The following is a 21,629-nucleotide window of genomic DNA, read 5'->3' as shown; positions in this document are numbered from 1 at the left end:
GGGAGCGGGCTTGCCCCGCGATAGGGCCGGCCCTGACACCTTAACCTTCGTAGCTGTCGATCACTTCCTGCGCAGCGCGGAAGGCATCAATCGCCGCCGGCACCCCCGCATACACGGCGCAATGCAGCAACGCCTCGCGAATCTCTTCCATCGTACAGCCATTGTTCAGCGCCCCGCGCACATGCCCCTTGAGCTCTTGCGGGCACTTCAGCGCAGTCAGGGCCGCCAGGGTGATCAGGCTGCGGGTCTTCAGCGGCAAACCGTCACGCGACCAGACACTGCCCCAGGCATGTTCATTGACGAAATCCTGCAGGGGCTGGGTGAAATCGGTGGCGTTGTTCAGTGCGCGGTCGACGAACGCGTCGCCCATTACTTGGCGGCGCACCTGCTCGCCAGTCTTTGCTGCATCGGCCATGTTGTTTTCCTTAGTGTTGGCGGCGCCAGGCACGCAGGGTGGTGTACAGCAGAATCACCCCAAGCACTGGCAGGACATAGAACAGCATGAGGTTTTCCAGGCGCCCGGCCAGCGGCATGCCGGTGGTGAAGGTCACCACATGCAGGCCGTAGGCCAGGTATAGGCAGAGGAACACCAGCCCTTCGGCGCGGGTGACGCGGTAGCCTGAATAGAACACCGGCAGGCTCAAGGCGGCAACGCCGAGCATCACCGGCAAGTCGAAGTCTAGCGCGTTGGGCGATATCGACAGTGGGGCAGGAGTGACCAGGGCAGTGACGCCCAGCACCGCCAACAGGTTGAACAGGTTGCTGCCGATCACCGTACCTACGGCGATCTCGCGCTCGCCGCGCAGGGCGGCGATCAGTGCGGCAGCAAGCTCCGGCAGTGAGGTGCAGACGGCGACCACGGTCAGGCCAATGATCCGCTCCGACAGCCCCAGGTCGGTCGCGACTTCGACGGCAGCCTCCAGCAGCAGGTGGCCAGCCACACTCAACAGCCCCAGGCCGAGCAGAATCTGCAGCACGGCGCCGGTCCAGAAGCGCCCAGAACTGCTTGGCAGTGGACCGGGTGCGGGATAGGTGCGGGCATAATGGCGGGACTGATGCCAGAGCATCGCCAGATAGCCGACCAGGCCAATCACTAACAGCAGCCCCTCCAGCCTCCCCAATTGACCGTTGGCTGCCAAGATGTAGACCAAGGCGCTGGCGGCAACCATCAGCGGGATATCCAGCCGCACCAACTGGCGCGAGACGCGCAGAGGGATGATCAGCGCGGCGAGGCCAAGGATCACCAGCACGTTGAAGATGTTGCTGCCGATCACGCTGCCGACCGCCACATCCGGCGCGCCCTGGTAGGCCGCCTGCAGGCTCACGGTCAGTTGCGGTGCGGTGCTGCCGAACGCCACCAGGCTCAGGCCGATGATCAGTGGTCGCACGTGCAGGCGGCTCGCCAGGCGCAGGGCGGCGCGCACCAGCAGTTCGGCGCCGAGCACCAGCAATAGCAAACCGAAGCCCAGTTGCAGGAGGCTGAAAGTGGGAAGGGTGGCCAGGTCGAAAATGGTCAGGGCTCCAGTCGGATCAGTCGCTCAGACCTTGTACCCGGACTCGCGCGGTTCCGCTACGGATCATGCCGATTTTTTCTGCGGCGGCGCGGGAGAGGTCGATCAGTCGGCCGCGGGTGTGTGGGCCGCGGTCGTTGATGCGTACCACGACGCTGCGCTGGTTGGCCAGGTTGGTCACCAGTACCCGGCTACCGAAGGGCAGGCTGCGGTGGGCGGCGGTCAGGCCATGTTGGTTGAACGGTTCGCCGCTGGCGGTGCGTTTGCCGTGGTGGCGTGAGCCGTAATAGGAGGCGGTGCCGCTGGTGTCGTATCCGCGAGGGTCGATATCGTGGCTGGCACAGCCGGCCAGCAGGGAGAAAAGCGCCAGGGCGCTGAGGCTACGCCGCATTCTGGGTGGTGCTCCTGAGTGAGTCATCGCGGGGCAAGCCCGCTCCCGCATGAGCGTAGAGCTCACCTGGGAGCGGGCTTGCCCCGTGATTGGGCTTACCCTTCGAGCTTGGCCTTGAGCAATTGGTTCACTTGCCCCGGGTTGGCCTTGCCTTTGGAGGCTTTCATCGCCTGGCCGACAAAGAAGCCGAACATCTTGCCGCGCTTGGCCTCGTCGGCCGCGCGGTACTGTTCGACCTGCTCGGCGTTGGCCGCCAGCACTTCGTCGAGCATCTTGTCGATCGCGCCGGTGTCGGTGACCTGCTTGAGGCCTTTGCTCTCGATGATGCTGTCAGCATCGCCTTCACCGGCCGCCATGGCCTCGAACACGGTCTTGGCGATCTTGCCGCTGATGGTGTTGTCACGAATGCGCAGCAACATGCCACCGAGCTGTTCGGCGCTGACCGGCGCCTGGTCGATCTCCACGCCCAGCTTGTTCAGCAGGCTGCCCAGCTCGACCATGACCCAGTTGGCGGCAAGCTTGGCGTCGCCACCAATCTTCACCACTTGCTCGAAGTAGTCCGCTTGTTCACGGCTGGAGGCCAGCACGTTGGCGTCGTAGGCCGACAGGCCGTACTGGCTCTGGAAGCGCTCGACCTTTTGTGGCGGCAGCTCCGGCAGGCCGGCGCGGACGGTTTCGAGGAAGCTGTTCTCGATGACCACCGGCAGCAGGTCAGGATCGGGGAAGTAACGGTAGTCGTTAGCTTCTTCCTTGCTGCGCATGGAGCGGGTTTCGTCTTTGTTCGGGTCGTACAGGCGGGTTTCCTGGACAACCTTGCCACCGTCTTCGATCAGGTCGATCTGACGCTGGATCTCGCTGTTGATCGCGCGCTCGATGAAGCGGAACGAGTTGACGTTCTTGATCTCGCAGCGGGTGCCGAACTCGGCCTGGCCTTTGGGTCGGATCGAGACGTTGCAGTCGCAACGCAGCGAGCCTTCGGCCATGTTGCCGTCGCAGATGCCCAGGTAACGCACCAGCGCATGGATCGCCTTGACGTAGGCCACGGCTTCCTTGGCGCTGCGCATGTCCGGCTCGGATACGATCTCCAGCAGCGGCGTGCCGGCGCGGTTCAGGTCGATCCCGGTGGCGCCGTTGAAGTCTTCGTGCAGGCTCTTGCCAGCGTCTTCTTCAAGGTGCGCACGGGTGATGCCGACGCGCTTGATGGTGCCGTCTTCCAGGGCGATGTCCAGGTGGCCCTTGCCGACGATCGGCAGCTCCATCTGGCTGATCTGATAGCCCTTGGGCAGGTCAGGGTAGAAGTAGTTCTTGCGCGCGAAGACGTTGCGCTGGCCGATTTCGGCATCGATGGCCAGGCCGAACATGCAGGCCATGCGCACGGCTTCCTGGTTGAGCACCGGCAGTACGCCAGGCATGCCCAGGTCGACCAGGCTGGCCTGGGTGTTCGGCTCAGAACCGAAGGTGGTGGCGCTGCCGGAGAAAATCTTCGACTGGGTGGCGAGCTGGGTATGAATCTCCAGCCCGATCACAACTTCCCATTGCATGTGTGAATTCCTCAGAAGCCGTTGGGGGCGCGGGTGTGCCAGTCGGTGACTTGCTGGTAGCGGTGCGCGACGTTGAGCAGGCGGCCTTCCTGGAAGTACGGCGCCAGCAGCTGCACGCCCACTGGCAGGCCTTCGACGAAGCCCGCTGGCATCGACAGGCCCGGCAGGCCCGCCAGGTTGGCGGTGATGGTGTAGACGTCTTCCAGGTAGGCGGCGACCGGGTCGCTGCTCTTGGCGCCAAGCTTCCAGGCCGGGTTCGGCGTGGTTGGGCCAAGGATCAGGTCGACCTGCTCGAAAGCCGTCATGAAGTCGTTCTTGATCAGGCGGCGGATCTTCTGCGCCTTCAAGTAGTAGGCATCATAGTAACCGGCCGACAGCGCGTAGGTGCCGACCATGATCCGCCGTTGCACCTCGGTGCCGAAGCCTTCGCCACGCGAGCGCTTGTACAGGTCGGTGAGGTCCTTCGGGTCTTCACAACGGTAGCCGAAGCGTACGCCGTCGAAGCGCGACAGGTTGGAGGAGGCTTCCGCCGGGGCGATCACGTAGTACGCGGGGATTGCGTGCTGCATGTTCGGCAGGCTGATTTCCTTGACCACTGCGCCGAGCTTTTCCAGCTCCTTGACGCTGGCCAGGACCAGGTCGGCGATGCGTGGGTCGAGGCCGGCACCGAAATATTCTTTCGGCAGGCCGATGCGCAGGCCTTCGAGCGGCGCATTGAGGTTGGCGCTGTAGTCCGGCACCGGCTCATCGATGCTGGTCGAGTCCTTGGCGTCGAAGCCGGCCATGCCTTGCAGCAGCAGTGCGCAGTCTTCGGCGGTGCGCGCCAGTGGGCCACCCTGGTCGAGGCTCGAGGCGTAGGCGATCATGCCCCAGCGCGAGACGCGTCCGTAGGTCGGCTTGAGGCCGGTGAGGTTGGTCAGCGCCGCCGGCTGGCGGATCGAGCCGCCGGTGTCGGTGCCGGTGGTTACCGGCAGCAGGCGTGCGGCCACGGCAGCGGCGGAGCCACCCGACGAGCCGCCAGGCACGTGCTCGAGGTTCCACGGGTTTTTCACCGGGCCATAGTGGCTGGATTCGTTGGCCGAACCCATGGCGAACTCGTCCATGTTGGTCTTGCCCAGGGTGACCATGCCGGCTTCGGCCAGCTTGGCGACCACGGTGGCGTCATACGGCGCCTTGAAGTTGTCGAGCATCTTCGAGCCGCAGCTGGTGCGTACGCCGTTGGTGCAGAACAGGTCCTTATGGGCGATTGGCGCGCCCAGCAGCGCACCGGCTTCACCCGCGGCGCGGCGGGCGTCGGCGGCACGCGCCTGGCCCAGGGCCAGGTCTTGGGTGACGCTGATGAAGCTGTTCAGTTGTGGGTCGAGTTGCTTGATCCGCGCCAGCAGGGCGCCGGTCAGCTCTTCGGAGGAAAACGACTTGTCGGCGAGTCCGCGGGCGATCTCGGCCAGGGTCAATTGATGCATGGCAGGTGCTATCCCTTACTCGATGACTTTCGGAACCAGGTACAGACCGTTTTCGGTCGACGGGGCGATGGCCTGATAGCTATCGCGCTGATTGCTTTCAGTGACCTGGTCGGGGCGCAGGCGTTGGCTGGCCTCCAGGGGGTGGGCCAGAGGCTCGATACCGCTGGTGTCGACGGCTTGCATCTGGTCGACCAGCCCGAGAATACTGTTCAAGGCATCGGTGATGCGTGGCAGTTCGCCTTCATTCAGGCCCAGTCGGGCCAGATGGGCGATCTTTTCCACGTCGGAGCGTTGAAGCGCCATTGGGGATCTCCAGGGAAACAAAACGGATTAGGTCCGCGATCAGGAACATGCCAGCATTTTGGCGGTCAAAGGGCCGCGATCATCTGCAGGCTTGCTCGGAAAAACTGCCAATTTAACATATTGGCTCCTTGCCCAAAATCCCTGCCATTGTTAGAGTTTGCCGCACTTTTTTACCCACGCTTTCCCCAGGGTCACTTTCCCATGTTCAAGAAACTGCGTGGCATGTTTTCCAGCGATCTTTCCATCGACCTGGGTACTGCCAACACCCTTATTTACGTGCGTGAGCGCGGTATCGTCCTGAATGAGCCCTCGGTTGTTGCCATCCGTACCCACGGCAACCAGAAAAGCGTCGTCGCCGTCGGTACCGAAGCCAAACGCATGCTGGGCCGTACGCCTGGCAACATTGCTGCCATTCGTCCGATGAAGGACGGCGTGATCGCCGACTTCAGCGTTTGTGAAAAAATGTTGCAGTACTTCATCAACAAGGTCCACGAAAACAGCTTCCTGCAGCCCAGCCCACGTGTGCTGATCTGCGTGCCGTGCAAATCGACCCAGGTCGAGCGCCGTGCCATCCGTGAGTCGGCCCTCGGCGCCGGTGCACGTGAAGTGTTCCTGATCGAAGAGCCAATGGCTGCCGCTATCGGTGCCGGCCTGCCGGTCGAAGAGGCGCGTGGTTCGATGGTCGTCGATATCGGTGGTGGTACCACTGAAATCGCCCTGATCTCGCTCAATGGCGTGGTCTATGCCGAGTCCGTTCGCGTTGGCGGCGACCGCTTCGACGAAGCGATCGTGACCTACGTGCGTCGTAACTACGGCAGCCTGATCGGCGAATCCACCGCCGAGCGCATCAAGCAGGAAATCGGCACCGCCTACCCAGGTGGCGAAGTGCGTGAAGTCGACGTACGCGGCCGTAACCTGGCCGAGGGCGTGCCACGCGCCTTCACCCTCAACTCCAACGAAGTGCTCGAAGCCCTGCAAGAGTCGCTGGCGACCATCGTTCAGGCGGTCAAGAGCGCCCTGGAGCAGTCGCCGCCTGAGCTGGCCTCGGACATCGCCGAGCGCGGCCTGGTGCTGACCGGTGGTGGCGCCCTGCTGCGCGACCTGGACAAGCTGCTGGCGCAGGAAACCGGCCTGCCGGTGATCGTCGCCGAAGACCCACTGACCTGCGTCGCCCGTGGCGGCGGTCGTGCGTTGGAAATGATGGACAAACACGCCATGGACCTGCTCTCGAGCGAGTGATCCACGGCGTTGTCCAACGTTCGGTAATGATCGCCCGGTTTACAGGTGGCACGTGCAGTGCTACCTGTATGCGCTGGGCTGGCGTCCGTTGGGCGCTGTTTCCGTCAACCCGCAGCAGGCCGGTGCATTGCTCCATGTCCAATGACCTCCTGAATCGTCGTCCACGAGGAACGGCCCATTAAACCGCTTTTCTCCAAGGGCCCTTCGCTGGGCGTTCGCCTGCTGGTGCTGGTGGTCCTGTCGGTCGCGCTGATGGTGGTCGACTCGCGCTTTGCCTTGCTCAAACCGGTACGCAGCCAGATGGGGCTGGTGCTGATGGAATCCTATTGGCTGACCGACCTGCCGCAGCGCGTGTGGCAAGGCGTGGCCAGCCAGTTTGGCAGCCGCACCGAGCTGGCCGCCGAGAACGAGAAGCTCAAGACCGAGGCCCTGCTGCTGCAAGGGCGGCTGCAGAAGCTGGCCGCGCTGACCGAGCAGAACGTGCGCCTGCGTGAACTGCTCAACTCCTCGGCACTGGTCAACGAGAAGGTCGAGGTCGCCGAGCTGATCGGTGTCGACCCCAACCCCTTCACCCACCGCATCCTGATCAACAAGGGCGAGCGCGACGGCGTGTTCCTCGGCCAGCCGGTGCTCGATGCCCGTGGCCTGATGGGCCAGGTGGTCGAGTTGATGCCGTACACCTCGCGGGTCCTGCTGCTGACCGACACCACCCATAGCATTCCGGTGCAGGTCAACCGCAACGGCCTGCGCGCCATCGCCAGTGGCACCGGCAACCCGGAGCGCCTGGAGCTGCGGCATGTCGCCGATACCGCCGACATCAAGGAAGGCGACCTGCTGGTGAGCTCGGGCATGGGCCAGCGCTTCCCGGCAGGCTACCCGGTGGCCACGGTCAACGAAGTGATCCACGACTCCGGCCAGCCGTTTGCCATTGTCCGCGCCATCCCTACCGCCGCGCTGAACCGCAGCCGCTACATGCTGCTGGTGTTCAGTGACCGGCGCACACCGGAAGAGCGTGCCACCGAGGCGGCGATCGCCCAGGAGGAAGCCGACCGTAAAGGTGTGGCACCCGCTCCGCTTAGCGGTAGCCCGTCCACGGCGCCCGCTGCTACCTCGGCCCCGGCTGCGCCGACAGGCGCCGCACCGGCCACTCCGGCCGCACCTGCTACCCAGGGCGCAGCCCCCGTCAATCCGGCAGCGGCGCCTGTGGCGCCGAGCCAACCTGGGAGGCATTGATGGCCAGTTCGCGCAGTAAGAACGGTTGGTTCATCTGGCTGACCTTCGTCATTGGCCTGCTGCTCAGCGTTTCGCCGATGCCGCAGTTCATGGAAGTCTTCCGCCCGATGTGGCTGGCCATGCTGGTGTCGTTCTGGGCGCTGGCAGTGCCGAACAAGGTCGGCATGACCACCGCGTTCATCCTCGGCCTGGCCGAGGACGTGCTGTATGGCACGCTGTTGGGGCAGAACGCATTGATCCTGACCCTGATCACCTTCTTGGTGCTGTCGCTGCAACAGCGCCTGCGTATGTTCCCCATGTGGCAACAAAGCCTGGTGATCCTGGTGATCTTCGGCATCGCCCAGCTGATCCAGCTGTGGTTGAGCGCGCTCACCGGCAATCGCCTGCCGACCCTGGCGCTGGTCTGGTCAGCGGTGATCAGTGCCTTGCTCTGGCCGTGGATCAGCTTTGCCTTGCGCGATATTCGCCGTCGCTTGCACATCCACTGACCGGCAACGCCGCGACTGACAGGGAGCTGTCCCATGACCCCGCTGTACCTAGCCTCCGGCTCGCCGCGCCGTCGTGAACTGCTGACCCAGATCGGCGTGCCGTTCACCACGATCAGTGCCCCCATCGATGAAACCCCGTTGCCTGGTGAAACTGCTCCGGCCTATGTCGAGCGCTTGGCGCGGGCCAAGGCCGCCGCAGGTCTTGGCCAGGTGTCAGGCCCGGCGGTAGTGCTCGGTGCAGATACAGCAGTGGTGCTCGATGGGCGCATCCTGGGCAAGCCTGAGAGCCGTGAACATGCCATGGCCATGCTCGCCGACCTTGCAGGCCGTGAGCATCAAGTGCTCACTGCGCTAGCGCTGAACGATGGCCAGCGTTGCTTGAGCGTGTGTGTCAGCAGCACTGTGCGCTTTCGCCCGATCAGTAGCGACGAAGCGGCCCGCTACTGGGCCAGCGGCGAACCGCTGGACAAAGCCGGTGGCTACGCCATCCAGGGGCTGGGCGCGGTGTTCGTCACCGGCCTGGTCGGCAGCTACTCGGCAGTGGTCGGCTTGCCCCTGAGCGAAACCGCCGATCTGCTCGGTCAATTCGCCATTGCCTGCTGGCAACTGCCGGCGGCTCAGCCAGAGGATTGAACGCTTCGCTAGCCAGGGATCGGTCAGCGATCCATCATTATCCAAGACCTTTGACGAGAGCCTGCCATGAGTGAAGAGATCCTGATCAACATCACCCCGATGGAATCGCGCGTGGCAGTGGTGGAAAACGGTGTCCTGCAAGAGGTGCATGTCGAGCGCACCCAGCGCCGCGGCATTGTCGGCAACATCTACAAGGGCAAGGTGGTGCGGGTGTTGCCGGGCATGCAGGCGGCCTTCGTCGACATCGGCCTGGAGCGCGCAGCGTTCATCCATGCCTCGGAGATCTCCCAGCGCGAAGGCTCGGCGGTGGAAACCATCACGGCGCTGGTGCATGAAGGCCAAGCCTTGGTGGTGCAGGTGACCAAGGACCCCATCGGCACCAAGGGCGCTCGGCTGACCACCCAGCTGTCGATTCCCTCGCGCTACCTGGTGTACATGCCGCGTAGCAGTCATGTCGGGATTTCCCTGAAGATCGAAGACGAAGCCGAGCGCGAGCGCCTCAAGCAGGTGGTCAGCAACTGCGTCGAGCAGGAGAACATCAAGGACGCCGGTGGCTTCATCCTGCGCACCGCCGCCGAAGGCGCGCGCCAGGAAGACATCCTCCAGGACATCCGCTATCTGCGCCGCCTGTGGGAGCAGATCGGCAGCCAGATCCAGACCTGCGGCGCGCCGACCGTCATCTACGAAGATCTCGGCCTGGCCCTGCGGACCCTGCGCGACCTGGTCAACCACAAGATCGAGAAAATCCGCATCGACTCGCGGGAAACCTTCCAGAAGACCACCCAGTTCGTCGGCGAGCTGATGCCTGAGATCGCAGATCGTCTGGAGCATTATCCTGGCGAGCGACCGATCTTCGATCTGTACGGCGTCGAGGACGAGATCCAGCGAGCCCTGGAGCGCAAGGTACCGCTCAAATCCGGTGGTTACCTGGTAGTCGATCCGGCCGAGGCGATGACTACCATCGACGTCAATACCGGCGCCTTCGTCGGTCATCGCAATCTTGAGGAAACCATCTTCAAGACCAACCTGGAGGCGGCCACCGCCATTGCCCGGCAACTGCGCCTGCGCAATATCGGCGGGATCATCATCATCGACTTCATCGACATGGAAGACGAAGAGCATCAGCGCCAGGTCCTGCGCACTCTGGAAAAGCAGCTCGAACGTGATCACGCCAAGACCAACATCATCGGCATCACCGAGTTGGGCCTGGTGCAGATGACCCGCAAGCGCACCCGTGAAAGCCTTGAGCAGGTCCTGTGCGAGCCATGCGCCGGCTGCCAGGGGCGCGGCAAGCTGAAAACCCCTGAAACCATCTGCTACGAGATCTTCCGCGAGATCCTCCGGGAGGCGCGCGCCTACCAGGCCGAGGGCTATCGAGTGCTGGCCAATCAGAAGGTGGTCGACCGCCTGCTCGATGAAGAATCGGGCAATGTCGCCGAGCTTGAAGCCTTCATCGGTCGAACCATTCGCTTCCAGGTCGAGTCCATGTACTCCCAGGAACAATACGATGTGGTGCTCCTCTGACGCGTTCTGAAACCCTTCGCCAGCTGGCGAAAACCAGGCTTGGGGCCATAGTTAAGGCACGACTTGGAGGGCCATGGCCATGGGACGTCTGACCCGCGTTCTGAGCGCCTTGACCCGCTGGGGGCTGGGCCTGTGCGCCCTGTTGGCGGTGCTGGTGGCGCTGTATGTCAGCCTCGGTCGGCAACTGGTACCGCTGGTAGCCGAATACCGCGCTGATGTAGAGAGCAAGGCCGAGCAGGCCTTGGGCTTGCCTGTGCACGTAGGTGCGCTGGAAGGGCGCTGGAGCGGCCTGGCACCGGTGTTGCGCGTGCGTGATCTGCAATTGGGCGAGGGCGCTGACGCCCTGCGTCTGGACGATGTGCGGGTGGTGCCTGATCTGTGGGCCAGCCTCAAGGCCCGCGAAATACGCCTGGCACGGATTCAACTGGGCGGCCTGCAACTGATTCTGCGCGAGGACGAGCAAGGCGCCTGGGTGCTCGAAGGCCTGCCGAAAAAAGACGATAGCCCGCTCGATCCTGCGCAAGCGCTGCAACGCTTGCAGCAGCTGGGCCGTATCGATGTGTTCGACAGCCAGGTGACCCTGCACCCCTGGCAGCGCGACCCGCTGACCCTCACCTACGTAAGCCTTGGCCTGCAGGCCGGCGCCTCGCGCCAGGCCGTCGACCTGCGTGCCACCTTGCCGGACGGCCAGCCGCTGGCAGTCAATCTGCGCAGTCGCGCCAGCGCCAGTACGTGGCGTGAGGGTTCGTTGCAAGGTTACCTGAGCTTGCCGCAGAGCGATTGGGCGCGCTGGTTGCCGCCGCGCTTGCTCGGCCAGTGGCAGGCCAATGCCCTCAAGGCCGGCGGCGAACTGTGGATCGACTGGCGCAATGGCCAATTGCAGCAGGCGGCGGTTCGCCTCAATGCCCCGCAGTTACGCGGCGCCTATGGCCAGCGCAAAGCGGTAAGCCTGGAAGACCTGGCGCTTTCGGCGTGGGTCCAGCGCGATAAAGAGGGTTATGCAGTCGTCCTCGACTCGCTGGCGGCGAGCATCGGCAAGACCCGCTGGGAAACTCACCTGCAAGCACGCCAGCAGTTGGGCCAGACGCCTGCCGATGAAACCTGGTCCGTCCAGGCCGACCGCCTCAACCTGACCCCACTGACACCGCTGATCAATGCCCTGGCACCGCTACCGGAAAAAGTCATGGCGGTAGTCGATGGCCTGAACGTGACAGGTGCCTTGCGCAATGTGCATTTGGATATCCGGCCCAAGGCCGAAGGTGATCAGCGTTTGCAGTTTGCCGCCAACCTGGAGCGAGTCGGTTTCGATGCCTATCACGGTGCTCCAGCGGCCGGGAATGTCAGTGGCAGCATCGCCGGCGACCTGGGCCAAGGCGAACTGCGCCTGGACACCGATGCCTTCATGCTGCACCTGTACCCGATCTTCGCCAAACCCTGGCATTACCAGAAGGCCAACGCCCAGCTGAACTGGCGCCTGGACAAAGAAGGCTTCACCTTGATCGCGCCGTATCTGAAGGTGCTGGGCGAGGAGGGCAAGATCGCTGGCGACTTCCTCATCCGCCTGCTGTTCGAAGAAGGGCGCGAAGACTACATGGACCTGCGCGTCGGCTTGACCGAAGGCGACGGGCGCTATACCGCCAAGTACCTGCCTGAAGTGCTCAGCCCGGCACTCGATGAATGGCTGCGCAGCGCCATCGTCAAAGGCACGGTCGATGAGGGTTATTTCCAGTATCAAGGTTCGCTGAACCACGGCGCGACGCCTGAGGCGCGCAGCATCAGCCTGTTCTTCAAGGTGCGCGATGCAGCGCTGGACTTCCAGCCTGGCTGGCCGCAGGTGCAGCACGTTGCCGGTGATGTACTGATCGAAGACAGCGGCGTGCGCATCAAGGCCCAGCGCGGCCAGCTGCTCGATACCCAAGTCAGCGATGTCAGCGTCGATATTCCTCATGTCGAAGAAGGCCAGCACAGTCATCTGTATCTGGATGGCGACTTCGATGGCGGCCTGGGCGACGGCCTGAAGATCCTCCAGCAAGCTCCGATCGGCACTGGCGAGATCTTTGCGGGCTGGGAAGGCGAAGGGCCGCTCAAGGGCAAGGTCAAACTGGATATTCCCTTGGCACGCGGCGAACGGCCGAAAGTGCGGGTGGATTTCACCACTGCTGATGCGCGCTTGAAAGTCGCCCCGCCAACCCTGGAATTGAACAAGCTCAAAGGCGATTTCAGCTTCGACTTCGACAAAGGCCTGAGCGGCAAGGACATCACCTTGCAGGCCTTCGGCAAGCCGGTCAGCGCGCAAATCAGCGCCGAAGGTCAGCCTGGCCAGATGCAGACCCGGATCAATGCCTCCGGCCAGGTGGCGCTCAAGGCCCTGACCGACTGGCTGCAATTCAAGCAGACCTTGCCAGCCAGTGGTGAGCTGCCTTATCAGCTGCAGTTGAGCCTGGGCAGCCGGGACAATCGCCTGAGCGTCAATTCGTCACTCAAGGGGCTGGCCATCGATTTGCCGGCGCCGTTTGGCAAGACGGCCCAGCAGACGCGTGATAGCCGCTTCAGCATGACCCTGCAGGGCGCCGAACGACGATTTGATGCCGCTTACAGCGATCTTGCCCGCTTTGCCTATGCCGCGCCTGGCGACAAGCTGGATCAGGGCCGCGGTGAGCTGCTACTGGGCACGGGCGAGGCGCAAGTGCCTTCTGGTCAGGGTCTGCGCGTGCGCGGCCGGCTGGAAACGTTGGACCTGGAGCCCTGGCAGCAGCAGGCGCAACGCTTCGCCGGACAAGACCCTGGCGGCAGTGCCCGGCAGAATCTGCAAGGGGTTGACCTGAGCATCGGCAAGCTCAAGGCCTTCGGCATGGACTTGAACCAGGCCGTGGTGCGCCTGGCCCGCGCTGCTAATGCCTGGGACCTGCGCCTGGACAGCCGCGAAGTGATGGGCAACGCACGCATCCCCGACGCCAAGGCGCAGCCGATGGTGGTCAAGTTGCAGACTTTGCGTCTGCCGCCTGCCGATCCTGCCGAAACCCAGAGCGAGGATGGCCCCGATCCGCTGGCCACGTTCGACCCGCGCAAGGTGCCCGCGCTGGACCTGACCATCGACAAGCTGTACCGCGGCGACGATCTGTTCGGCAACTGGGCGTTGAAATTGCGCCCCACCCCGCGCGGCGTTTCTTTCGATGATATCGACATCGAAATCAAAGGCCTGCACATCGATGGCAGCGGCGGCTGGGAAGGCGATCCAGGTGCTACCGGCAGTTGGTACAAGGGCCGGTTGGACGGCAAGAACCTGGCTGATGTGCTCAAGGGCTTTGGCTTTGCGCCAACGGTCACCAGCCGAGATTTTCGCCTGGATGTCGACGGGCGCTGGCCTGGCTCGCCGGCTGCAGTGGGGCTGAAGAGCTACTCCGGCAGCCTCGATGCCGCGCTGCGCACCGGCCAGTTCGTCGAAGTCGAGGGCAGTGCCCAGGCCTTGCGGGTATTTGGCCTGTTGAACTTCAACTCGATCGGCCGGCGCCTGCGCCTGGACTTTTCCGACCTGTTCGACAAGGGCTTGGCCTATGATCGGGTCAAAGGCCTGCTGGTGGGCAGCGAGGGGGTCTACGTGACCCGTGAGCCGATCACTGTTACCGGGCCGTCGAGCAACTTCGAGCTTGATGGCACCCTGGACATGGTCCGCGACCGGGTCAACGCTAACTTGCGAGTGACCCTGCCGGTGACCAATAACCTGCCACTGGCAGCGCTGATTGTCGGGGCACCGGCCATCGGTGGCGCACTGTTCCTGGTCGATCGGTTGATCGGTGACCGGGTAGCGCGGTTTGCCAGCGTGCATTATCGCGTCGAGGGGCCATGGAAAGAGCCTAAAATCACCTTTGTGAAACCTTTCGAAAAGTCGCGCTAGGAGCTGGGATGAAGTCAGCGGTGATTCAGATGGTCAGCCAGGATGACATTTTGGCCAACCTGCAGCGTGCCCAGGCCCTGCTCGAACAAGCCGCTGAGGGCGGGGCACGGCTGGCCGTGTTGCCGGAGAACTTCGCCGCCATGGGTCGCCGTGACGCCGCAGCCATCGGTCGCGCCGAGGCATTCGGGCAAGGGCCGATCCTGCCCTGGTTGAAACGCACCGCCCGCGACCTCAAGTTATGGATTGTCGCCGGTACTTTGCCGTTGCCGCCGGTCGGCCAGCCTGAGGCCAAGTCGCATGCCTGCTCGCTGCTGATCGACGAGCACGGGGAGGTGGCCGCTCGCTATGACAAGCTGCACCTGTTCGATGTCGATGTTGCGGACAACCGCGGCCGCTATCGCGAGTCCGATGACTATGCCCACGGCAGCCAAGTGGTGGTTGCCGATACGCCGGTGGGACGCGTGGGCCTGTCGGTGTGCTACGACCTGCGGTTTCCCGAGCTGTACAGTGCCTTGCGTGCAGCCGGAGCGGAGCTGATTACCGCGCCGGCGGCTTTTACCGCCGTGACCGGTGCGGCGCACTGGGAGGTGCTGATTCGCGCGCGGGCGATCGAAACCCAGTGCTACCTGCTCGCTGCGGCGCAAGGTGGCACGCATCCCGGACCCCGGGAAACCCACGGTCATGCGGCGATTGTCGACCCCTGGGGGCGAATCGTTGCGCAGCAGGCGAGCGGCGAAGCCGTCCTGCTGGCAGAACGTGACAGCGATGAACAAGCGTCCATACGGGCGCGGATGCCGGTGATCAAGCACCGGCGCTTTTTCTCGCAGGACGCCTTGCGGCCTGCGCACACCTCGGAGTGACTATGAGCGAGATGTTAACCACTGTCAGCGATCATCTGCTGGCGCCGGGCGGTCTGACCCTCGACAGCCTGCAATCAGTGCTGGGCGAGCTGGCCGGGCCAGGCATCGATGCCGCCGACCTGTACTTCCAAGGGCAGATCTCGGAAACCTGGGCCCTTGAAGACGGTATCGTCAAGGAAGGCAGCTTCAACCTTGACCAAGGCGTGGGCGTGCGTGCCCTGTCCGGTGAGAAGACCGGCTTCGCCTACAGCAACGCGATCAACCTCGAAGCGCTGACTTCGGCCGCCCGTGCCGCCCGCTCGATCTCCCGCGCCGGCCAGAACGGCACGGTACAGGCCTTCCGCAGCCAGGACGTCGCTGCTTTGTATGCGCCGAACAACCCGCTGGATGTGCTCAGCCGGGCGGAGAAAGTCGAGCTGCTCAAGCGCGTCGATGTCGCCACGCGTGCGCTCGATCCACGTATCCAACAGGTCAGCGTGAGCATGGCTGGGGTCTGGGAACGCATCCTGGTCGCCGCCGCTGACGGCAGCCTGGCCGCCGACGTGCGCCCATTGGTGCGCTTCAATGTCAGCGTGATCGTCGAGCAGAATGGCCGTCGCGAGCGCGGCGGGCAGGGCGGTGGCGGTCGTACCGACTACCGCTTCTTCACCGACGAGCGAGTCATGGGGTATGCCCGCGAGGCCTTGCGTCAGGCGCTGGTCAACCTCGAAGCGCAGCCTGCGCCAGCAGGCACCTTGCCTGTGGTGCTGGGGCCGGGCTGGTCCGGGGTGCTGCTGCACGAAGCCGTAGGGCATGGCCTGGAAGGTGACTTCAACCGCAAGGGCAGCTCGGCCTACAGCGGCAAGATCGGCCAGAAGGTCGCCTCCAGCCTGTGCACCATCGTCGATGACGGCACCCTGCAAGATCGCCGTGGCTCGCTCAGCGTCGACGACGAAGGCACGCCGACCGAGTGCACCACGCTGATCGAGAACGGCATCCTCAAAGGCTATATGCAGGACAAGCTCAACGCACGCCTGATGGGCATGGCCGTCACCGGCAATGGCCGGCGTGAGTCCTACGCCCACCTGCCGATGCCGCGCATGACCAACACCTACATGCGTGCGGGCGAGAGTGATCCGGCGGAGATCATCGCTTCGGTCAAGAAGGGCATCTACTGCGCCAACCTGGGCGGTGGCCAGGTCGATATCACCAGCGGCAAGTTCGTCTTCTCCACCAGCGAGGCGTACTTGATCGAAGACGGCAAAATCACCGCGCCCGTCAAAGGTGCGACGTTGATTGGCAATGGTCCGGAGGCGATGAGCCGGGTGTCGATGGTCGGCAATGACCTGGCCCTGGACAGTGGTGTCGGGACCTGTGGCAAGGATGGCCAGTCGGTGCCGGTCGGCGTTGGGCAGCCGACGCTGAAACTGGATGCGATTACCGTTGGCGGAACCGGCGGGTGATTTCTGGGGCTGCGCTGCAGCCCCAAATGACGTTACTCAGCGCAGGCCGCGCTGGGTTTCGTCGAGCTCGCGGATGTATTTGAACACCTTGCGCGCAGCGGCCGGCGGTTTGTTCCGGGCCTTTTCGTGCTGGGCATGACGGATCAGCGAACGCAGGTGCTGACGGTCGGCCTCGGGGTACTCGTTGATGAAACGCTCCAGGTCTTCGTCAGTGCCGTCGACCAAGCGATCACGCCAGCGCTCCAGGCCGTGGAAACGCTCGTTGTACTGGCGGGTCGAACTGTCGATCTGATCGAGCAGAGCGAGGATCGCGTCAAGGTCCTGGTCGCGCATCAGCTTGCCGACAAACGACATGTGACGTTTGCGGGCGCCGTGCGCGGTGTGCTTGCTCGATTCGGCCAGCGCTTTGCGCAGGCCATCGGTCAGGGGCAGTAGAGCCAGGGTATCGGGCTTGAGCGTGGTCAGGCGCTCGCCCAGTTCGACCAACGCATGCAGCTCGCGCTTGATCTGGGTTTTGCTTTTTTCGCCGTCGAAGGCGTCGTCGTATGAATCAACCATGGTGGCAGTCCGCTGGAAAACGCCGCCATGATAACCAGTCGGGGGCCGCTTGTCCGGCCCGGTCGTAGAATGACCCTCGCCGTAAGCAGAATTTGAGTGGAGAAGACCATGAGTGCAGTCCAGAGCATAGGCCCCAAGGACCTGCCGGCATTGCAGGAGCAAGTCGAAGCGATCGTTGCCGAGGCGCGTCGCCAAGGCGCCAGCGCTTGCGAGGTCGCGGTGTCGCTGGAGCAGGGGTTGTCCACCACGGTGCGCCAGCGCGAAGTGGAAACGGTCGAGTTCAACCGTGACCAAGGCTTTGGCATCACCCTCTATGTTGGCCAGCGCAAGGGCTCGGCCAGCACCTCGGCGAGTGGCCCGGAGGCGATTCGCGAAACGGTTGCAGCGGCCTTGGCGATTGCCAAGCACACCTCTGAGGACGAGTGCGCAGGTTTGGCCGATGCCGCGCTGATGGCCCGGGATATCCCCGAGCTTGATCTGTACCACGACTGGGACATCGATCCGGAGCAAGCCATTGAAAAGGCCCTGGCCTGTGAAGCGGCTGCGTTCGAGGCCGATGCGCGGATCAAGAACGCCGATGGCACCACCCTCAATACCCACCAGGGTTGCCGGGTCTATGGCAACAGCCATGGATTCATCGGTGGCTATGCCTCCACGCGGCACAGCCTCAGTTGCGTGATGATCGCCGAAGGCGACGGGCAGATGCAGCGCGATTACTGGTACGACGTCAACCGCCAGGGCGAGCTGTTGGCCGACCCCCGCAGCATCGGCCTGCGTGCCGCGCAGCGTGCGGCCAGTCGTCTGGGCGCGCGGCCGGTGCCGACCTGTGAAGTGCCGGTGCTGTTCTCGGCAGAGCTTGCCGGTGGCTTGTTCGGCAGCTTCCTGGGGGCGATTTCCGGCGGCAACTTGTATCGCAAGTCGTCGTTCCTGGAAGGCGCGATTGGCCAGCGCTTGTTCCCCTCCTGGCTGACCCTCGACGAGCGCCCGCACCTGCCGCGAGCGTTGGGCAGTGCTGCCTTCGATGGTGATGGCCTGGCAACCTATGCCAAGCCGTTCGTCGAAAACGGCGAGCTGGTGTCCTACCTGCTGGGCACGTACTCCGGGCGCAAGCTGGGTTTGCCCAGCACCGCTAACTCGGGAGGGGTGCACAACCTGTTCGTTACCCATGGCGAGGAAGACCAGGCGGCGTTGATCCGGCGCATGGGCCGTGGCTTGTTGGTGACTGAGCTGATGGGGCATGGCCTGAACATGGTCACCGGTGACTACTCACGCGGTGCGGCGGGCTTCTGGGTCGAACATGGCGAGATCCAGTTCCCGGTGCAGGAGGTGACTATCGCCGGCAATATGAAAGACATGTTCCAGCAAATTGTAGCGATTGGCAGCGATATCGAAACGCGCAGCAACATTCACAGCGGCTCGGTACTGATCGAGCGCATGACAGTAGCAGGCAGCTGAGTTTAGCTCGTGGGAGCGGGCTTGCCCCGCGATGGCGTCCGCTCAAACGACCTCGTCAGCAAAGCGTTCACTATCGCGGTGGCAAACCCGCTCCCACGTTTTCCTTGAGTATCAGACCCTAACCCGGCCATCGCGCCGGGTTTTTTGTTTATCGCTCTGCACTTGAAGTGATTCTATTTATCACTTAATAATGAATATCATTATCCAAGCACCCGGCGATGATGTTCATGAAAACCGTCCTCCACGAGTTGCCCTACCTGGAAAACTGGCGCTGGCTCAGCCGGCGTATTCGCTGCGCCCTCGAACCCGACGAGCCGCGTCTGATCGAGCACTACTTGGCCGAAGGTCGCTATCTGGTGTGCTGCACCGAGACCTCGCCATGGACGGTCGCCCTGACCTCATTCCGCCTGCTGCTCGATACCGCCTGCGATCGCATGCTGCCATGGCATTGGCGCTGCCAGTGCCTGGACCAGGCCTGGCGACCACTGCTCGACCTGCGCAACCTCGACCGCCGCGAGCAAAACCTCAGGTGGCAACCTTATGCCCTGCAATTGGCCAATTGTGTGTTGCTACCTTCGATTTCTCCCGATGAACTGATGCAAGGATTTGATGATGAGTGATACCCGTATCGAGCGTGACAGCATGGGTGAACTGCAGGTGCCGGTTCAGGCCCTGTACGGCGCCCAAACCCAGCGCGCGGTCGACAACTTCCCGATCAGCGGCCAGCGCATGCCGGCTCAGTTCATCCGCGCGCTGCTGCTGGCCAAGGCCGCGGCGGCCAAGGCCAACGTCGAGCTGGAACAGCTCTCCCCGGCGCAAGGCCAGGCCATCGTCAAGGCCGTCGAGCAACTGCTGACCGAGGACTTCATCCAGCACTTCCCGGTCGACGTCTACCAGACCGGCTCCGGCACCAGCTCGAACATGAACGCCAACGAGGTGATCGCGACCTTGGCCAGCCGTGTGCTGGGCGAGCAGGTCAATGCCAACGACCACGTCAACTGCGGGCAGAGCAGCAACGACATCATCCCCACCACCATCCACGTCAGCGCGGCACTGGCCCTGCATGAGCAGCTGTTGCCAGCCTTGCGCCACCTGGTCCAGGTGATCGATGCCAAGGCCGCTGAGGTACACCAGTACGTCAAGACCGGCCGGACCCACCTGATGGACGCCATGCCGGTGCGCATGAGCCAGGTGCTCGGCGGCTGGGGCGCGCAAGTCAAAGCGGCCCAGGCGCATATCGAAGCCACCCTGCCGAGCCTGCAAGCGCTGGCGCAAGGCGGCACCGCCGTGGGCACCGGGATCAACGCCCACCCGCAGTTCGCGGCAGGTTTTGCCCGCCAGCTCAGCGGCCTGACCCACGTTGAATTCACCCCAGGTGACAACCTGTTCGCACTGATCGGCTCGCAGGATACTGCCGTCGCCCTGTCTGGCCAGCTCAAGACCACTGCCGTGGCGCTGATGAAGATCGCCAACGACCTGCGCTGGATGAACTCCGGCCCCCTGGCTGGCCTCGGTGAGATCGAGTTGGAGGCGCTGCAGCCGGGCTCCTCGATCATGCCGGGCAAGGTCAATCCGGTGATTCCGGAAGCCACTGCCATGGTCGCCGCGCAAGTGATCGGCAACGACGCCACCATCGCCGTCGCCGGCCAGTCAGGCAACTTCGAGCTGAACGTGATGCTGCCGGTCATCGCCCGCAACCTGTTGGAAAGCATCGAGCTGATGGCCAACGCCAGCCGCCTGCTGGCCGACAAGGCCATTGCCAGTTTCAAGGTCAACGACGCCAAGCTCAAGCAAGCGCTGTCGCGCAATCCGATCCTGGTTACCGCGCTGAACCCGATCATCGGTTACCTGAAGGCCGCCGAGATTGCCAAGACCGCCTACAAGCAAGGTCGACCGATCATCGATGTGGCGCTGGAGCACACCGACCTGTCCCGCGATCAGCTCCAAGCGCTGCTCGATCCGGAAAAACTCACTGCTGGCGGCATCTGATCAGAGTCGCCCTGGAGGCACGTCATGCAGCACTGGAAACGCACCACGGATTACGCCAATCGCTTGTTCGAACAAGGCGAGCTGGTCGATGCCCGGGAACATTACCTACAAGCCCTGGCCCTGGCCCAGGTGCTGCTCGAGCGCTGGCATGACGTCGACGAAGCGGTCGCCGCTTTCGTCATCGCCCACCACAACCTGGCCGATTTGCACCTGCGCCTGAACCAGCCGCACGAGAGCGCCGATTACCTGTGCGCCGCGCATCAGCGGCTGCTCCAGGCCAGCCAGGAGGCGCGCCTGCCCCAGGCCTTGCGTGACGCAGCGCTGCGTCACAGCGGGCGTACCTACACCGAGCTGCTGAACTTCATTGCCGAGTACGGCCAGTACCCGCGCACCGAGCGCCTGCTCAATCGCCACGCACCTGAGGCGAGCGAACTGGCTGCCCAGGTGGACGTCACTCATCGCCCATTAGCCTATGGAATCCACTGACATGCCGCATACCTTGCCTGCCTTGCCTTACGCCTACGATGCGCTGGAGCCGCACATCGATACCCAGACCATGGAGATCCACCACAGCAAGCACCACCAGACCTACATCAACAACCTCAATGCCGCCATCGAAGGCACCGAGTGGGCCGAATGGCCGGTTGAGCAACTGGTGGGTGCGGTCAAGCAACTGCCGGAAAAGCTGCAGGGCGCAGTGATCAACCAGGGCGGTGGTCATGCTAACCACAGCTTGTTCTGGACGGTGATGTCGCCCAAGGGCGGCGGTTTGCCACAGGGTCAGGTGGCCAAGGCCATCGATGAGCAGCTAGGTGGTTTCGAGGCATTCAAAGACGCCTTCACCAAGGCCGCCCTGACCCGCTTTGGCAGCGGCTGGGCCTGGTTGAGCGTGACCCCCGGGAACACGCTGGTCGTGGAAAGCAGCGGCAACCAGGACAGCCCGCTGATGTACGGCAACACGCCGATCCTCGGCCTGGACGTCTGGGAGCACGCTTACTACCTCAAGTACCAGAACCGCCGTCCGGAATACATCGGTGCGTTTTACAACGTCGTCGATTGGGCTGAAGTGGAACGCCGTTACCTTGAAGCCCTGAAGTGAGTTGA

Annotated in this window: 20 protein-coding genes; 13 read left to right on the top strand and 7 right to left on the bottom strand. The window is 63.5% G+C overall.

From position 1 onward, the window contains the following. Positions 1 to 40 precede the first annotated feature (40 nt). From ACF8K2_RS13310 to gatC, 6 genes are all read right to left on the bottom strand, one after another. Positions 41 to 415, bottom strand: a complete 375-nt coding sequence (locus ACF8K2_RS13310) for a carboxymuconolactone decarboxylase family protein (protein WP_186554042.1) — start codon at positions 413 to 415, stop codon at positions 41 to 43. A 10-nt stretch (positions 416 to 425) separates the two neighbouring features. Continuing rightward, positions 426 to 1,469, bottom strand: coding sequence for a calcium/sodium antiporter (locus ACF8K2_RS13305; RefSeq protein ID WP_392465213.1), 1,044 nt, complete (start codon positions 1,467 to 1,469; stop codon positions 426 to 428). A gap of 61 nt (positions 1,470 to 1,530) precedes the next feature. Further along, a complete protein-coding gene (locus ACF8K2_RS13300; RefSeq protein ID WP_186554041.1) occupies positions 1,531 to 1,902 on the bottom strand; it encodes a septal ring lytic transglycosylase RlpA family protein in 372 nt (123 codons plus the stop codon). A gap of 95 nt (positions 1,903 to 1,997) precedes the next feature. After that, positions 1,998 to 3,443, bottom strand: coding sequence for an Asp-tRNA(Asn)/Glu-tRNA(Gln) amidotransferase subunit GatB (gene gatB, locus ACF8K2_RS13295; RefSeq protein ID WP_186554040.1), 1,446 nt, complete (start codon positions 3,441 to 3,443; stop codon positions 1,998 to 2,000). Positions 3,444 to 3,454: 11 nt separating this feature from the next. Next, on the bottom strand, positions 3,455 to 4,906 hold the full coding sequence (gatA, locus tag ACF8K2_RS13290; protein WP_368973067.1) for an Asp-tRNA(Asn)/Glu-tRNA(Gln) amidotransferase subunit GatA: 1,452 nt from the start codon (positions 4,904 to 4,906) through the stop codon (positions 3,455 to 3,457). A gap of 15 nt (positions 4,907 to 4,921) precedes the next feature. After that, positions 4,922 to 5,209 (bottom strand): Asp-tRNA(Asn)/Glu-tRNA(Gln) amidotransferase subunit GatC, encoded by a 288-nt coding sequence (gene gatC / locus ACF8K2_RS13285; protein ID WP_186554038.1) that lies wholly within the window; start codon positions 5,207 to 5,209, stop codon positions 4,922 to 4,924. Positions 5,210 to 5,410: 201 nt separating this feature from the next. Here gatC and mreB point away from each other — a divergent pair, with 201 nt between their 5' ends. The 8 genes from mreB (at position 5,411) to tldD (ending at position 16,523) form a co-directional block, all read left to right on the top strand. Then, positions 5,411 to 6,448 carry a rod shape-determining protein MreB gene (gene mreB / locus ACF8K2_RS13280; protein WP_003255163.1) on the top strand — a complete coding sequence of 346 codons (1,038 nt, stop codon included), beginning with the start codon at positions 5,411 to 5,413 and terminating at the stop codon, positions 6,446 to 6,448. A 225-nt stretch (positions 6,449 to 6,673) separates the two neighbouring features. After that, positions 6,674 to 7,681: a rod shape-determining protein MreC gene (gene mreC, locus ACF8K2_RS13275; protein ID WP_392465200.1), complete on the top strand. Its 1,008-nt coding sequence runs from the start codon at positions 6,674 to 6,676 to the stop codon at positions 7,679 to 7,681. Further along, a complete protein-coding gene (gene mreD, locus ACF8K2_RS13270) occupies positions 7,681 to 8,169 on the top strand; it encodes a rod shape-determining protein MreD (protein WP_186554037.1) in 489 nt (162 codons plus the stop codon). Before mreC ends, mreD begins: the two co-directional genes overlap by 1 nt. A gap of 33 nt (positions 8,170 to 8,202) precedes the next feature. Further along, positions 8,203 to 8,802, top strand: coding sequence for a Maf family protein (locus ACF8K2_RS13265; RefSeq protein ID WP_392465199.1), 600 nt, complete (start codon positions 8,203 to 8,205; stop codon positions 8,800 to 8,802). A gap of 66 nt (positions 8,803 to 8,868) precedes the next feature. Further along, a complete protein-coding gene (gene rng, locus ACF8K2_RS13260; protein ID WP_186554035.1) occupies positions 8,869 to 10,326 on the top strand; it encodes a ribonuclease G in 1,458 nt (485 codons plus the stop codon). 73 nt (positions 10,327 to 10,399) lie between these two features. Then, the gene (locus ACF8K2_RS13255) at positions 10,400 to 14,221 is read left to right on the top strand and encodes a YhdP family protein (RefSeq protein WP_392465198.1); all 3,822 of its coding nucleotides are present in this window, start codon (positions 10,400 to 10,402) and stop codon (positions 14,219 to 14,221) included. An 8-nt stretch (positions 14,222 to 14,229) separates the two neighbouring features. Further along, a complete protein-coding gene (locus ACF8K2_RS13250; protein ID WP_186554033.1) occupies positions 14,230 to 15,081 on the top strand; it encodes a carbon-nitrogen hydrolase family protein in 852 nt (283 codons plus the stop codon). Between the two features lie 2 nt (positions 15,082 to 15,083). After that, entirely contained in the window at positions 15,084 to 16,523 is a 1,440-nt protein-coding gene (tldD, locus tag ACF8K2_RS13245; protein ID WP_186554032.1) for a metalloprotease TldD, read from the top strand. A gap of 36 nt (positions 16,524 to 16,559) precedes the next feature. On the opposite strand, the gene yjgA is transcribed toward tldD, so the two are convergent. Then, on the bottom strand, positions 16,560 to 17,081 hold the full coding sequence (gene yjgA, locus ACF8K2_RS13240) for a ribosome biogenesis factor YjgA (protein WP_186554031.1): 522 nt from the start codon (positions 17,079 to 17,081) through the stop codon (positions 16,560 to 16,562). 108 nt (positions 17,082 to 17,189) lie between these two features. Here yjgA and pmbA point away from each other — a divergent pair, with 108 nt between their 5' ends. From pmbA to ACF8K2_RS13215, 5 genes are all read left to right on the top strand, one after another. Further along, entirely contained in the window at positions 17,190 to 18,536 is a 1,347-nt protein-coding gene (gene pmbA, locus ACF8K2_RS13235) for a metalloprotease PmbA (protein WP_186554030.1), read from the top strand. 218 nt (positions 18,537 to 18,754) lie between these two features. After that, on the top strand, positions 18,755 to 19,156 hold the full coding sequence (locus ACF8K2_RS13230) for a FagA protein (protein WP_186554029.1): 402 nt from the start codon (positions 18,755 to 18,757) through the stop codon (positions 19,154 to 19,156). Further along, the gene (locus ACF8K2_RS13225) at positions 19,149 to 20,525 is read left to right on the top strand and encodes a class II fumarate hydratase (protein WP_392465195.1); all 1,377 of its coding nucleotides are present in this window, start codon (positions 19,149 to 19,151) and stop codon (positions 20,523 to 20,525) included. The genes ACF8K2_RS13230 and ACF8K2_RS13225 overlap by 8 nt, the downstream gene beginning before the upstream one ends. A 24-nt stretch (positions 20,526 to 20,549) precedes the next feature. Continuing rightward, the gene (locus ACF8K2_RS13220; RefSeq protein WP_186554027.1) at positions 20,550 to 21,011 is read left to right on the top strand and encodes a hypothetical protein; all 462 of its coding nucleotides are present in this window, start codon (positions 20,550 to 20,552) and stop codon (positions 21,009 to 21,011) included. Position 21,012: 1 nt separating this feature from the next. After that, a complete protein-coding gene (locus ACF8K2_RS13215; RefSeq protein WP_392465193.1) occupies positions 21,013 to 21,624 on the top strand; it encodes a superoxide dismutase in 612 nt (203 codons plus the stop codon). Positions 21,625 to 21,629: the final 5 nt, after the last annotated feature.

It is taken from the genome of Pseudomonas sp. xss_2, assembly GCF_043104195.1.
Lineage (GTDB): Bacteria > Pseudomonadota > Gammaproteobacteria > Pseudomonadales > Pseudomonadaceae > Aquipseudomonas > Aquipseudomonas urmiensis.
Note: the sequence above shows the minus strand (reverse complement) of the source record. Positions and strands in the feature narration are given on the sequence as shown.

Coding starts and splice junctions, on each gene's coding strand:
- ACF8K2_RS13310 (WP_186554042.1), bottom strand. CDS start 415: ATGGCCGATGCAGCAAAGACTGGCGAGCAGGTGCGCCGCCAAGTAATG.
- ACF8K2_RS13300 (WP_186554041.1), bottom strand. CDS start 1,902: ATGCGGCGTAGCCTCAGCGCCCTGGCGCTTTTCTCCCTGCTGGCCGGC.
- gatB (WP_186554040.1), bottom strand. CDS start 3,443: ATGCAATGGGAAGTTGTGATCGGGCTGGAGATTCATACCCAGCTCGCC.
- gatA (WP_368973067.1), bottom strand. CDS start 4,906: ATGCATCAATTGACCCTGGCCGAGATCGCCCGCGGACTCGCCGACAAG.
- gatC (WP_186554038.1), bottom strand. CDS start 5,209: ATGGCGCTTCAACGCTCCGACGTGGAAAAGATCGCCCATCTGGCCCGA.
- mreB (WP_003255163.1), top strand. CDS start 5,411: ATGTTCAAGAAACTGCGTGGCATGTTTTCCAGCGATCTTTCCATCGAC.
- mreD (WP_186554037.1), top strand. CDS start 7,681: ATGGCCAGTTCGCGCAGTAAGAACGGTTGGTTCATCTGGCTGACCTTC.
- ACF8K2_RS13265 (WP_392465199.1), top strand. CDS start 8,203: ATGACCCCGCTGTACCTAGCCTCCGGCTCGCCGCGCCGTCGTGAACTG.
- rng (WP_186554035.1), top strand. CDS start 8,869: ATGAGTGAAGAGATCCTGATCAACATCACCCCGATGGAATCGCGCGTG.
- ACF8K2_RS13255 (WP_392465198.1), top strand. CDS start 10,400: ATGGCCATGGGACGTCTGACCCGCGTTCTGAGCGCCTTGACCCGCTGG.
- ACF8K2_RS13250 (WP_186554033.1), top strand. CDS start 14,230: ATGAAGTCAGCGGTGATTCAGATGGTCAGCCAGGATGACATTTTGGCC.
- tldD (WP_186554032.1), top strand. CDS start 15,084: ATGAGCGAGATGTTAACCACTGTCAGCGATCATCTGCTGGCGCCGGGC.
- yjgA (WP_186554031.1), bottom strand. CDS start 17,081: ATGGTTGATTCATACGACGACGCCTTCGACGGCGAAAAAAGCAAAACC.
- pmbA (WP_186554030.1), top strand. CDS start 17,190: ATGAGTGCAGTCCAGAGCATAGGCCCCAAGGACCTGCCGGCATTGCAG.
- ACF8K2_RS13230 (WP_186554029.1), top strand. CDS start 18,755: ATGATGTTCATGAAAACCGTCCTCCACGAGTTGCCCTACCTGGAAAAC.
- ACF8K2_RS13225 (WP_392465195.1), top strand. CDS start 19,149: ATGAGTGATACCCGTATCGAGCGTGACAGCATGGGTGAACTGCAGGTG.
- ACF8K2_RS13220 (WP_186554027.1), top strand. CDS start 20,550: ATGCAGCACTGGAAACGCACCACGGATTACGCCAATCGCTTGTTCGAA.
- ACF8K2_RS13215 (WP_392465193.1), top strand. CDS start 21,013: ATGCCGCATACCTTGCCTGCCTTGCCTTACGCCTACGATGCGCTGGAG.